Origin of the sequence: Luteimonas saliphila (genome assembly GCF_016774335.1) — a bacterium.
GTDB classification, from domain to species: domain Bacteria; phylum Pseudomonadota; class Gammaproteobacteria; order Xanthomonadales; family Xanthomonadaceae; genus Luteimonas; species Luteimonas saliphila.
This window is the reverse complement of the sequence record NZ_JAETWA010000026.1, coordinates 39,015-51,504: the sequence shown is the minus strand read 5'-3', so window position 1 is coordinate 51,504 and position 12,490 is coordinate 39,015. Positions and strand designations below refer to the sequence as shown.

Annotated in this window: 10 protein-coding genes and 1 pseudogene; 7 read left to right on the top strand and 4 right to left on the bottom strand. The window is 71.3% G+C overall.

Annotated elements, in window-relative coordinates; translation table 11 throughout:
• Positions 1-65: 65 nt before the first annotated feature.
• Both JMO03_RS05980 and JMO03_RS05975 read left to right on the top strand, forming a co-directional pair.
• Positions 66-1,313, top strand: coding sequence for an ATP-binding protein (locus tag JMO03_RS05980; protein WP_202841413.1), 1,248 nt, complete (start codon positions 66-68; stop codon positions 1,311-1,313).
• Positions 1,303-1,842, top strand: coding sequence for a response regulator transcription factor (locus JMO03_RS05975; RefSeq protein ID WP_202841410.1), 540 nt, complete (start codon positions 1,303-1,305; stop codon positions 1,840-1,842). The genes JMO03_RS05980 and JMO03_RS05975 overlap by 11 nt, the downstream gene beginning before the upstream one ends.
• A 134-nt stretch (positions 1,843-1,976) precedes the next feature.
• Here the strand turns inward: JMO03_RS05975 and sctU are convergent, their stop codons facing one another.
• Positions 1,977-3,080 (bottom strand): type III secretion system export apparatus subunit SctU, encoded by a 1,104-nt coding sequence (gene sctU, locus JMO03_RS05970; protein ID WP_202841408.1) that lies wholly within the window; start codon positions 3,078-3,080, stop codon positions 1,977-1,979.
• Positions 3,081-3,297: 217 nt separating this feature from the next.
• On the opposite strand from sctU, the gene JMO03_RS05965 reads away from it, so the two are divergent.
• The 3 genes from JMO03_RS05965 (at position 3,298) to JMO03_RS05955 (ending at position 5,673) form a co-directional block, all read left to right on the top strand.
• The gene (locus tag JMO03_RS05965; protein WP_202841399.1) at positions 3,298-3,612 is read left to right on the top strand and encodes a hypothetical protein; all 315 of its coding nucleotides are present in this window, start codon (positions 3,298-3,300) and stop codon (positions 3,610-3,612) included.
• A gap of 362 nt (positions 3,613-3,974) precedes the next feature.
• The gene (locus tag JMO03_RS05960) at positions 3,975-4,655 is read left to right on the top strand and encodes a hypothetical protein (protein ID WP_202841397.1); all 681 of its coding nucleotides are present in this window, start codon (positions 3,975-3,977) and stop codon (positions 4,653-4,655) included.
• Between the two features lie 160 nt (positions 4,656-4,815).
• A complete protein-coding gene (locus tag JMO03_RS05955) occupies positions 4,816-5,673 on the top strand; it encodes a hypothetical protein (protein WP_202841395.1) in 858 nt (285 codons plus the stop codon).
• 101 nt (positions 5,674-5,774) lie between these two features.
• On the opposite strand, the gene JMO03_RS05950 is transcribed toward JMO03_RS05955, so the two are convergent.
• A complete protein-coding gene (locus tag JMO03_RS05950; protein ID WP_337926370.1) occupies positions 5,775-6,569 on the bottom strand; it encodes a sulfite exporter TauE/SafE family protein in 795 nt (264 codons plus the stop codon).
• 70 nt (positions 6,570-6,639) lie between these two features.
• On the opposite strand from JMO03_RS05950, the gene JMO03_RS05945 reads away from it, so the two are divergent.
• Entirely contained in the window at positions 6,640-8,565 is a 1,926-nt protein-coding gene (locus tag JMO03_RS05945) for a lytic transglycosylase domain-containing protein (RefSeq protein WP_202841393.1), read from the top strand.
• A gap of 125 nt (positions 8,566-8,690) precedes the next feature.
• Here JMO03_RS05945 and JMO03_RS05940 read toward each other — a convergent pair whose 3' ends face one another.
• Complete coding sequence (locus tag JMO03_RS05940; protein WP_202841391.1) at positions 8,691-9,851, bottom strand: CNNM domain-containing protein; 1,161 nt, start codon at positions 9,849-9,851, stop codon at positions 8,691-8,693.
• A 219-nt stretch (positions 9,852-10,070) separates the two neighbouring features.
• Here JMO03_RS05940 and cca point away from each other — a divergent pair.
• Positions 10,071-10,264: pseudogene (gene cca / locus JMO03_RS05935) on the top strand (multifunctional CCA addition/repair protein); the annotation flags it as partial.
• Positions 10,265-10,289: 25 nt separating this feature from the next.
• Here the strand turns inward: cca and JMO03_RS05930 are convergent.
• Positions 10,290-12,446, bottom strand: a complete 2,157-nt coding sequence (locus JMO03_RS05930) for an alkaline phosphatase D family protein (protein ID WP_202841389.1) — start codon at positions 12,444-12,446, stop codon at positions 10,290-10,292.
• Between the last annotated feature and the right edge of the window lie 44 nt (positions 12,447-12,490).

Here is a 12,490-nt window from a genome sequence, read left to right as displayed (position 1 = left end):
ACCCGCCCGCCCCAGGTACCCGACCGGTCGCCGACGCCATCGGCGCAAGCGCGGGCAGCAACCACATGCGCCAGCTCATCCAGCTGCGCTGGATCGCCGTGGTCGGCCAGCTGCCGACCATCGTGGTGGTGCACGCGGCAATGGGAATCGCGCTGCCGTTGCCGCCGATGCTGGCGGTACTGGCCGCGCTTGCGGCGTTCAATCTCGGGGCGATGCTGCGTTGGCGGGGTCAGCGACGGGTCAGCAATGCGTCGCTGCTGCTGGGACTGCTGGTGGACGTCGCCGCGCTGACCGTGCAGCTCTACCTCAGCGGCGGCATCACCAATCCGTTCGCGTTCCTGTACCTGCTGCAGGTGGTGCTGGCCGCGGTCCTGCTCAGGCCCTGGTCGACCTGGCTGATCGTCGCGCTGACCAGTGCCTGCATCGTCGGCCTGGCATTGTTCCCGGGGCCGGTGACGCTGCCGGCCAGCCCCGACGGCGGGCTTTCCGACCCCTACGTGCAGGGCCTGCTGCTGTGCTTCGTGCTGATCGCGGCGCTGCTGGTGGTGTCGGTCATCCGCACCGGACGCACCCTGCGCGCGCGCGATGCCGGCCTCGCCGCGATGCGCCAGCGCGCCGCGGAAGAGGAGCACATCGTGCGCATGGGCCTGCTCGCCTCCGGCGCCGCGCACGAGCTGGGGACGCCGTTGTCGACGATGGCGGTGATCCTCGGCGACTGGCGGCGACTGCCGCATTTCGCCGCGGAGCCCGAACTGCTCGAGGACGTCGCCGAAATGCAGGCCCAGGTCCAGCGCTGCAAGGCGATCGTCTCGGGCATTCTCGCCTCGGCCGGCGAGACCCGCGGCGAGGCGCCACGCGGGACCACGCTGCGCGCGTTCCTCGATGGCCTGGTCGACGAATGGAAGCGCAGCCGCCCGGTGCGCGGTTTCGAGTACCGGGACCGGATCGACGGCGAACTCGCGATCGTGTCCGATGCCGGCCTGCAGCAGATGCTGTGGAACGTGCTGGACAACGCGCTGGAAGCCTCGCGCTCGCGGGTGGTGCTCGACGCCGGGGAGGTCGACGACACGCTGGTGCTGCGCGTGAGCGACGACGGCCCGGGCTTCGCGCCGGACATGCTCGACCGCATCGGCAAGCCCTACCAGTCCAGCAAGGGCGCCCCCGGGCGCGGGCTGGGGCTGTTCCTCGCGGTCAACGTCGCGCGCACGCTTGGCGGTACCATCGACGCACGCAACGAAGGCGGCGGCGCCACGGTGACCATCACCCTGCCGCTGCAGGCGCTGGCCCTGGAACCGGACGAGGATGACGACTGACCCCCGCAGGCTGCTGATCGTCGAGGACGACGCCGCATTCGCGCGCACGCTGTCGCGCTCGTTCGAGCGGCGCGGCTACGACGTGCGCGACGCCGCCAACCTGCACGCGCTGGAGCAGACGCTCGCGGAGTTCGCGCCGACCCACGCCGTGGTCGACCTGAAGCTGGCCGGCGGCGACTCCGGGCTGGCCTGCGTCAAGGCGCTGCACGCGCACGACCCGGAGATGCTGGTCGTGGTGCTGACCGGCTACGCCAGCATCGCCACCGCGGTCGAGGCGATCAAGCTCGGCGCCCGGCACTACCTCGCCAAGCCCTCCAACACCGACGACATCGAGGCCGCGTTCGCGCGCGAGGGCGGCGACGCCGGGGTGGAACTGACCCGGCGCCAGACCTCGATCAAGACGCTGGAATGGGAGCACATCCACGAGGCACTGGCCGCGGCCGATTTCAACATCTCCGAAGCCGCGCGCCAGCTCGGCATGCACCGGCGCACGCTGGCGCGCAAGCTGGAGAAGCGGCGGGTGAAGTAGGCGGCGGCGCGCCTTTTCAGTCTGTCATTTCGACCGAAGGGAGAAATCTGCGTGATTGAGGAGGATTTCTCCCTTCGGTCGAAATGACAACCGGAAGGACCCACCGACACATCGAAAGACCCGGTTGATCCGCCCTATTCCGGTTCCGGCTCGCGGTAGACCGTCTCGATGTCGTCGCCGCGCTCGCGGCGCACGTTCTCGGCCCAGTGCAATACCTCGGCCACCGCGTCGAAGAACTCGTTGCCGATGTAGTCGTCCAGCTCGACCTGCTCGTTGAGCCCGCGCGCCAGCGGCACGTTCTGCAGGATCGGGATGCCTTCCTCCTCGGCGGTCTTCTTGATTAGCTCGGCGAAGGCGCCCTCGCCCTTGGCCACCACGACCGGCAGGTCGGTTTCGCCGGGTTCGTACTGCAATGCGACGGCGATGTGGGTGGGATTGGTCACGACCACGTTGGACTTGCGCACGGAGGTGAGCATGTTCTGCTGCGCCCACTCCTGGTGCAACTGGCGGCGGCGCTGCTTGACGTAGGGGTCGCCCTCGTTCTCCTTCACCTCCTGGCGGATGTCGCGCCGGCTCATGCGCAGCTTCTTGGTGTAGGAGAACTTCTGGTACCACACGTCCAGCGCGGACACGAAGAAGAACACCGCGATCGTCCACACCGCGATCCACTTCACCCCGTGCCAGAACGCCGCGGCCATCGCCGAGGGCGGCGCGTAGGGCAGCTTGAGCAGCCACTCCATCATCCCGCGCAGCACGATGTAGCCGATCCCGATCAGCGCCACGCACTTGAGGATCGACTTGACCAGCTCGACCAGGTTGTCCATCGAGAACATCTTCTTGATGCCCTCGACCGGATTCATCTTGTCCATCTTCGGCGTCACCTTCTTGATCGAGGTGACCGGCCCGACCTGGAGGAACTCGATCAGCACGCCCAGCGCCAGCGCCATTCCCATCAGCGGCAGGCAGATCCAAAGCAGGGTCTCGAACGCGAGCTGCCCCAATCGCGGCAGCACCTCGTGGAACGGCTGGCCGACCGCCTGCAGACTCTGGTCGAACAGCGCCTTGACCCGCCCGAAGATGAACGTGGACAGCATGCCGCCCAGCGCGACCCAGCCGAGCAGCAGCACGGTGCCGGTGAGCTCCCTGCTCTTGGCGACATTGCCTTCCTTGCGCGCGTCACGGATCTTCTTCGGGGTCGGCTTTTCGGTCTTGTCGGCGCCCTGGTCCTTGTCGGCCATGCCACGTCGTCCCGTGCCTGGTTCGCGTCCGCCCGAGGCTAGCACGGCGCCGCGGCGACCGCGGTCGAGGCCGCCGCGGCGCCGTGCATGAATGCGGCCGCAGCGGGGGCCGTGTCCTAGGGTCGACCCGAGGTGACAGTGCGATGACAGCCTCGCTAGAGTGTGCATGTCGCCGCAGCCGCGGCTTGCCAGCACCCGCCGGACCACTCCCCTCGACATGAGCGCCATCGGTTCCACGCCGCCTGGACTGGGTACGACCGGATTCGATCCGGCCGGCGGGCAGGTCTCGTTCGACGAGGCGCGCCAGCAGGGCCTGCTGCGCGCCGATACCGGGGCCGGAAGCGCGGCACCGGAGGCCGCTCCAGCACCGCTGGTCGACGCGGGCGAGACGGTGCTGAACCTGTCGGCGTGGGACGATGCCGGCGCGGCGCGCACCCTGCCGAGATCCGATGCGCTGACCGCGCAACTTTCGCAGATGGATCGGGCCGACGCCGCGAACGCGGCGGTCGACCACATCTTCTCGGCGCTCTGAATCCGGCCCTTCGTTCCGCGTCAGCCGCCGCTGGCCTCGCCGGCACGGTCGAGGCGCGAATGCGGGGCGGCTGCGGTTGGCGCCCCGCGCAGACAGCTTCCCCTCCGCAGGGCGGGCCCGGTCCGCCGCACCCCATGTCCACCTGATGCGGTCGCAGCGCGACCCGGGGGCGAGCCTTCCCGACGCTCGAAACCGGCAGATCGGCCCGCCGGCGGATACGCGACCTGTTGCATCCCTGGCCGGGCGATCCGGGCGGGCTGCCGCGGGGCGCCCGCCGCACGCGTGCCACCGCGTGACGGCGCGATGCCGGCGCCTCGCGGCATCGGGCCGATAATGGCCGCCACTTCGCTCGCGACGCGCCGATGAATCCGTCCACGCCCACCGCCGAACAACTGCGCGACGCCGCCGGGCGCCTGGTCTCGGCCCTGGCCGCGCACGACGACCCGGAATACCGCCTGGCCGTGCTCAAGCGGCTGTCGCGACGGCTAGGCGAGGACCACTACCCGATGTTCCTGCGGCTGCTGGGCGTCGTCGCCGAAAGCGACGACCACGTCGCCAAGCGCCTGCTCGCCGACACCGTCGCCACCGCGCTGCGCCGTGCCGACCTGCCCGGCGGCGCGCTGAGTTCCTGGGGCGCGACCCGGTTGCCGGACGACGTCACCGGCCTGCCGGTGGGTGCGCTGTCCGGCCACTTCTTCGGCGCCTCGCCGCGAAGGATGCTGGGTCCGGTCGAATACCTGCTGGTCTGGCACCTGCAGCGCACCCAGCGCACCTCCCTGGGCGTGGACACCTTCCGCCGGCAGCTCGCCTTGCTGGTCGACCTGCTCAACCACAGCGACGAGGCACGCGCGCTGTACCCGCAGAAGCTCGCGGCCGACGCGCTGAACGAGCTGGAAGGCGCCTACACCCGCGCCACCCGCGAGCGGCTGGCGGCGATCGCCCGCGCCTGGCGGGCGGGGGAGTCGCCGGAGGCCGTCGCCCAGGCGGCGATCGACGCCGCCCATGCCGACCTGCCGCCGGGCTGGGTGGTGCGCGACCTGTAGCGGTCGCACGCCGGCGATCGCGATCCGCGCCGAGGTTCGCCCCTGCGGGGACCACAGGCCGTCGGTGAAAGCCGACGCCGGCCCGGTTCGCGCCGCGTCCGGTTGCCGGCTGCGGCCCCAACGGCCAAGATGCGGACGGATCCTGGGGAAAGGTCCTGCCATGGGGAACCGCAGAATCGTCGCGTGGGTCGCGCCGCTGGTGGCTGCCGCGCTGGCGCTGCCGGGCTGTCGCGGCGACGCGCCCACCGCACCGCCCGCCGAGGCGCCGACCCCGGGCGATACGGTACGCCTGCTCACCGCACACCTGCGCGGCAACGACCTCGAAGCCTTCGCCCGCGACGCGGTGACACCCGCGATCCACGGGCAGCTCGAGGTAGCGTGGCGCGAGGGCCGGACCCGGTGGCCGCTCGACCAGTTGCCGTTCGCCCAGCACCTGCCGCGGGCGATGGCGGCGCTGTCGGCGCCGGACGCGGAGAAGACCCTGCAGCAGGGCTTCGACCGCCAGCTCGCCAACGCCAGCCTGGCTTCGGCCGCGGAATTCCTCACCGTGTTCACCGTGCAGTACATCACCCAGCAGGGCGATTTCAGCCCGTCCGAGCGCGAACACTACCCGCAACTGGTGCAGGCCCTCGGGGCGTGGGCCGGCCAGGCGCCGATCGGCGACCGCGCGCGCGCGCAGGCCGCGATCGCGACGATGGCGACCGCCGCCCGCGAGGCCGCGCTCGACAGCGAGCAGGCCTTCGCCGACGCCGGCATGGAGGAAAGCCTGCGGCGCATGTCGAAGGTGCTGGCGACCGGCAAGCAGGTGCTGGCGTCCTACGGTTTCGATCTCGACGCCGACCTGGGCGGGATGCAGGTCCAGCTGCAGTCGCAGACCGGCGACCTCGCCCGCGTGCGGCTGCAGTACACGCTCGCCGGCACCCCGGTCGACACCATCGTCAACCTCGAACGCCGCGAGGGCCGCTGGTATGTCAGCGACTTCCTGCGGCACGCGGAGGCTGCGATCGCGCCGGAGTGAAACCAGAACCGGGGTCAGAGTCGACTTTTCGACCTTCTGCCGATTCCGCCCAGGCGCCGCCGGCGAAAAGTCGACTCTGACCCCGGTTTCTCCGGTTCGCTTCAGAGCAGCATGCTGATCCCCACCAGCACCATGAACCCGGCGAACACGCGCCGCAGTGCGGTGCCGCTGATCGCATGCGCCAGGCGCGTGCCCAGCGGCGCCGCCAGCACCGAGGCCAGCGCGATGCCGATCGCCGCCGGCAGATAGACATAGCCGACCGCATGCGCCGGCAGTGCGCCCGCGGGCGCATGCACCGCGTAGCCCGCCGCGCTGGCGATCGCGATGAAGATGCCGCAAGCCGACGAGGTGCCGACCGCGCGCACCGGTACCACGCCGCGCCAGACCAGCAGCGGCACGGTCATGCTGCCGCCGCCGATGCCGACCACCGCCGAGACCGCGCCGATGCCGCCGCCTGCCAGCGACATCGGCCACCCCGTCGGCACGATGCCGGGGCGCGCCGCGTCGCCGCGCGGGCCGCCGAAGGCCATCTGCGCCGCGACCAGGAAACAATAGAGCGCCACGCACCAGCGCAGCACGTCGCCGTCCAGCGCGACCGCCACCAGGCTGCCCAACCAGCCCCCGAGCAGCAGTCCCGGCACCATCCACGCCACCGTCGGCCACAGCACGCCGCCGCGGCGGTGGTGCGAGCGCGCGGACGAGGCCGCGGTGAGCACGATGCTCGCCAGCGAACTCGCCAGCGCCGCGTGCATCGCCGCGTCCTGCGGCACGCCATACGCAGGCAGCAGCCACACCAGCGCACCGATCAGTACCAGGCCGCCGCCGATGCCGAGCAGGCCCGCGAGCACGCCGGCGGCGACGCCGAGCAACGGAAATATCCACCAGCCTTCGATCACGCGCGCGCCCCTTCGCGGGTGATGGAGCAGTCTGAATCGGAGTTCATGGGCCCTTCGTTATAGTCCGCGCATGTTCGAGCCACGCCTGTCCATCGTACTCGCCACGCTGCTGCTGGCGCCCGCCGCGCAGGCCCAGGATGCCGATGCGGCGCTGCGAACCGCGATCGAGGCCGCCGAACGCGGCCTGCCGGCACCCGCGCTCGCCGACAGCCATCCCGCCCGGCGCTGGGTGGAGATGGCCACGCTGCGCCGGGACATCGACGCCCTGCCGGCGGCGCAGGCGCAGGCCTTCCTGTCGCGCTACCGCGGCGAAGCGGTCGCCGAGGTGTTCCGCGACGCGTGGCTGCGCGCCCTGCTCAAGCGCGAGGACTGGAGCGGCCTGCGCGCCGCATGGTCGCCATCGGTCAGCAGTGTTGCACTGCGCTGCGCCGAACTCGACGCGCGCCATCGCACCGGCGCCGCCGACGCGCAATGGACCCGCGATGCGCAGGACATGTGGCGCAGCAGCGGCAAGTCGCTGCCCGACGCATGCGATCCGGTGTTCGTCGCGCTCGCGGCACGCGGCGGCCTTGGCGACGAACTGCGCTGGGAACGGATCGAACTCGCCGCCGCCGAATGGGAGCCGGGCGTGATGCGCGTCGCCGCGCGCGGCCTGCCGCCGGAACAGCTCGCGCAGGCGAACGACTACGCAGCCTTCGTGCAGGCGCCGCACGCACGCGCGACAGGATGGCCGAGGACCGCACGCAGCCGCCTGGTCGCCTCGCACGGACTGGCGAAGTTCGCCAAGGCCGATCCGCTCGCCGCGGAAGCGCGACTGTCCGCGATCGCCGATGCGCTGGGCTTCGGCGAGGAAGAGCGAGGCCGCGTGCTGTACCAGGCCGCGCTGTGGACGGTGGCCTCCTACCTGCCCGACTCGGCGCGCCTGCTGGCCCTGGTGCCCGACAGCGCGTACGACGAGCGCCTGCACGAATGGCGCGTACGCGAGGCGCTCGCGCGTTCGGACTGGCGCGCCGCGCTCGCGGCGCTGCAGAAGATGGGTGCGGAGCAGCGCGGCAACTCGCGCTGGCAATGGTTCGAGGCGCGCATGCGGGAGCTGACCGGCGACCGCGCCGGCGCGCAGGCGCTGTATGCGCAGGTCGCCACCAGTGCCGACTTCCATGGCTTCCTCGCCGCCGACAGACTGCAGCAACCCTACGCGCTGTGTCCGTGGATGCCCGACTGGACGCCGACGCAGAAGGCGGCCGTCGCCGCCGACCCGGCGATCGTGCGCGCGATGGCGCTGCAGCGCGCGGACCGCAGCGGCTGGGCGGTCCGCGAATGGAACGACGCGCTGTCGCGGTTCGACGATGCGCAGCGACGCATCGCGGTCGAGGTCGCGCAGGACCACGGCTGGTTCGACCGCGGCGTGTTCGGCCTCGGCAAGGCCCCGGGCGAACTGCGGCTGTACACGCTGCGCTTCCCGATCCACCACGCCGACGTGATCCAGCGCGAGGCGAAGAAGAACGGGCTAGACCCCGCCTGGATCGCTGCAGAGATCCGCGCCGAGAGCACGTTCAACCCGCGAGCGCGCTCGCCCGCCGACGCGCGCGGCCTGATGCAGGTGCTGCCCGGTACCGGCGCCGCGGTCGCGCGTCGGCTCGGCCTGCCCTGGAGCGGCGCGGAGAGCCTCTACGATCCGGAAACCAACATCGTCATCGGCACCGCCTACCTGCGCGAGAAGGAGCAGATGTATGGCAAGCCCTACGTCGCCATCGCCGCCTACAACGCCGGGCCGACGCCGACCTCGCGCTGGCTCTCGCAGCGGCCGACGATGGATCCGGACCTGTGGATCGAGACGATCAGCTACAAGGAAACGCGCGAGTACATCGCCCGCATCCTCGCCTTCAGCGTGATCTACGACTGGCGCATGTACGGCGTGGCGACGCCGGTCAGCGACCGCATGCTCGGCATCGCCGGTTCGCCGCGCCGCAGGTTCGCCTGCCCGGCCGCTTCGTAGCCGGGCACCGCTCGCCGGGGGCAGCGCACCTGCGTTGCGGGCAGTCCATCGTGGGAAGCGGGGCGAGCGAGCCCGGACGCGTCGTCGTGCCCCGGAACGCGGACCGGGCGACGGACCCCATCGCGCTACTCCGGCGGCGATGCGCGGCGTGAGCCGGATTCCTCGTCTTCCTGTTGCCAGACGATGCCGTGCCGCGCCGCGCGCCGCTCCCAGCGCTCGCGCGCCAGTCGCTGCATGTCGCTGACACGGTCGCGCTCGTCGACGATCTCGTCGCCCAGCAGGGTTTCGACCACGTCCTCGAGCGTCACCAGTCCGACGGTGTCGCCGTACTCGCCGACCACCAGGGCCAACTGCTGGCGCTTCTCCAGCAGGAACTCCAGCAACCCGCTCAGCGGCATGCTGTCGGCGACCGTCAGCAGCGGCCGCGCGAGTGCCGACACCGGTTCGCGTCCGCGCCCCGTCGCTTCGGCCTGGCGCAGTTCGTCGCGCAGTACGAAACCCGCCACATCGTCGATGTCGCGCGTGAACACCGGGATGCGCGAGAACGGCGCGGTGCGCGCGTCGGCAAGCGCCGCTTCCACGGTCGTGTCCGCCGCCAGCGAGGCGATCACCGTGCGCGGCGTCATCACGTTCCAGGTGCGCAGCGTGCTCATGCCGAACAGGTTGCGCAGGATCCGCGACTCGCGCGGATCGAGATCGCCGCTGGCCTCGCCCATGCCCGCCATCGCGAGGAACTCCTCGCGGTTGAAACCCTCGCCCTCGTGCCCGCGCGCCAGCAGCCGGGTCAGCAGTTCCGAGACCCGGATCAGCGGATACAGCAGCACGATCAGCACCCGGATGAACCACATCGTCGGTACCGCGAGCCGGCGCCAGTACAGCGCGCCCAGCGTCTTGGGCACGATTTCCGACAGGAACAGGATCAGCAGCGTCGCCACCGCGGAAAACACGCCGACCCACGCACTGCCGAACACCACGGTCGCCTTGGCGCCGGAGCCGACGGCGCCGGCAGTGTGGGCGATGGTGTTCAGGGTCAGGATCGCGGCCAGCGAGCGGTCGATATTGCCCAGCCGCAGGCGCCAGAGCTGGTCCGCGAGCCGAGGGCGCGCGCTGCGCAGGCCTGCGATGTAGGACGGCGTCATGCTCAGCAGCGCCGACTCCGCGATCGAACACAGGAACGACAGCACGATCGCGGCGCCGAGGTACGACAGCATCAGCACCACGTCGAGCGTCGTCCCGGCTGCGGGCGTCTCGCCCGGCGCCGGCGCAGCGGCGGCGAGGGCGGCCATCGGCAGCCATAGGGCCGGCGCGATTGCGACCAAGCGTCCAACCCGCCCGAATGTCTTTGGCTTCATGACTGCAGTGTAGGAGGACCCTTGCGTACGCCGGATTCACGCGCACCGGAAGACCGGGCCAGCGTCGCCTGTTCTGCATGCGGCATGGATACCGCAAACCCCGACGGGGAGAGCGGCTCCGACCCCGGGGTTGCCTTCAGGCATCATGCGCGGATGAAGAGCTATCTCGTCGGCGGCGCAGTCCGCGACCGGCTGCTGGGCCAGCCCCCGGCAACCGCGACTTCGTGGTCGTCGGCGAAACGCCGGAGTCGATGCTGGCCGCCGGCTTCAGGCCGGTGGGCCGCGACTTCCCGGTGTTCCTGCATCCGGACACGGGCGAGGAATATACGCTCGCACGCACCGCAAGAAGTCCGCCGGCCCGGCGCCGACTGCCTAGAACCTGTGGCCGGTTGCCGCCACCTGCCCGCTTTCCGCCGCGACCCGGAACGTCCGCCGCTCGAACTGCCCGGCGAGCGCTTCCGGCCGCTCGTAGAACGACTGTCGCGCCAACGCAGGCGGCAGCGTCAGCAGCTCCACCTCGAACACGCCGCCGTCCACGCGCGCCAGGCACACGCCATGCCTGCGCGTGCACACGTGGCGCAATCGCGATGAACCGGCCGCCACCAGCGCGTCCAGGCCTTCGACCAGTCGCCGTCCGGTCGCGGCGGAGGCGGGATCGCGCTCGACTTCGTCGGCGACGATGTCGCCCAGCGTGGTCGAGGACACCGCCGGCACGGTGAACTCGCTCACCCGCGGCCCGTGCTGGCTGACGAAGGCGGCGTGGATGTCGCCGCTGAGCACCACCACGTTGCCGGCCGGCGCGAACACCTCATCGACCAGCGCGGCGCGCGCCTGCGGGAAGCCGTCCCACTGGTCGACGTTGAGCAGGAAGCGGTGCCGCAGCGCGGCCGGCGCCTCCAGCTCCGGTCGCGACAGGTCGAGCAGGATCGGCGTGAGCGAGATCGAGCTGGCGACGAGCTTCCAACCCGCATCCGACTGCCGCAGGCGGTCGCCGAGCCATTGCCATTGCGCGTCCGACATCGGCCGGTGAACCGGCCCGCGCAGCAGCGCGGCCAGTGCGGCATAGGACGCTTCCGGCACCATGTAGCGCGCGCCCAGGCTGCTGAACAGCCGGCTCTTGCCGAGGCTGAGCCACGCCAAGCCGAAGCCGTCCGCCTGCGCCGCGTCGGGAACGGTCACGCGCGCCGCTTCCGGCGCCTGCGCGTTCCACTGCGCGAGCAGCTCGCCCACCACCGGCCACGCGATGCGTCCGTGTACCGCTGTGTCGGCGTACTGCCGCGCCTGTGTCTCGTCCAGTCCATCGCGCAGGCAGGCGGACTCCACCACCGCGTGCAGCGGCGCGCGCAAGGCCGCGTGCGCGGGCGCGTCGAGGTCGATCCACGGCACCAGCAACCCGTCGAGCGTGGCCGGATCGATGCCCAGCTGCGGCAGGCGCGCGTGCAGTTCCTCCGCGTCGTGCAGCACGCGGCCGGGGAAGGCGTCCTCCGGAATCAGGTGGTCCGGGCGCTCGCTGCGCGTGTCGGTCAGCAGCAGGTCGAGGTGGCGGCCGAAGCGCAGGTTGCGCCAAATCCGCAGTTGCGGGAACAGCCGCTCGCGCGGCACCTGGGCCTCGCCCGGCATGCGGTCATCGATGTCGATCGGGATGTATTCCAGGTACGCCTGCTCGGCATTGCGCCGACGCTCGCGGTCGGACTCGCCGAAGCGGCCGTCGAAATGCGTGGCGTTGTCCTGCCAGCAATCGTCGGCGAACTCGTGGTCGTCCCAGATTGCCACCAGCGGCGCGCGCTCAAGCAGGCGCTGCAGCACCGGATCGGTACGCACGGTGCGGTGCAACTGCCGGTAGTTGTCCAGGCTGCGCGCGGCGAAGTACGGCGCGTCCGGATCGCCGAGCGCCAGCGCCCCGGAAAGATCGTCGAATGCGATGCGGCGCCCGCCGTCGGTGGACTGGAAGCCGGGATCGCCCACCGTCTCGTAGACGAAGTCGCCCAGGTGCAGGACGAAGTCCAGGTCCTCGTCGAGCAGCGGCAGCAGGGTGTTGTACCAGCGCCCGCCGTAGTCCTGGCAGCTCATGAAGGCGAAGCGCAGCGGCGCGTCGTCGCCGGGCGCGGGCGCGGTGCACGTGCGTCCCGCGGGCGAGGCGACCCAGCGCTCGTCTTCGCGCAGCAGGAAGCGGTAGTGCAGCGTCGTGCGTGGCGGCAGGTCGATCACGCGCACGCGCACGCAGTGGTCATGGCTGGCCATGCACGCCACGTCGCGCTCGAACAGCATCTGCGAGAAGTCGTCCGACGTCGCCAGCTGCAGCAACAGTGTCTCGCGCGGCGCGGCGCTGGAGACGCGTGTCCACAGCAGCAGCCTGTCCGGGCGCGGATCGCCGGACGCGACCGACTGCGGGAAGCGGCCGCGGTCTGCTGGCAACGGCCCCGAAGGCCCGCGTTCGGCGGGCGGGAACGCGATGGCGGGGACGGCCAGCGCGGCGGCGCTCAGGGAGATGGTGCGGAGGAACCGGCGTCGGGTGAGGGAAGTCTGCACGTGGGGCTCGCAACGGAAGGATGGGGAGGCCGGCGCCACGGGTC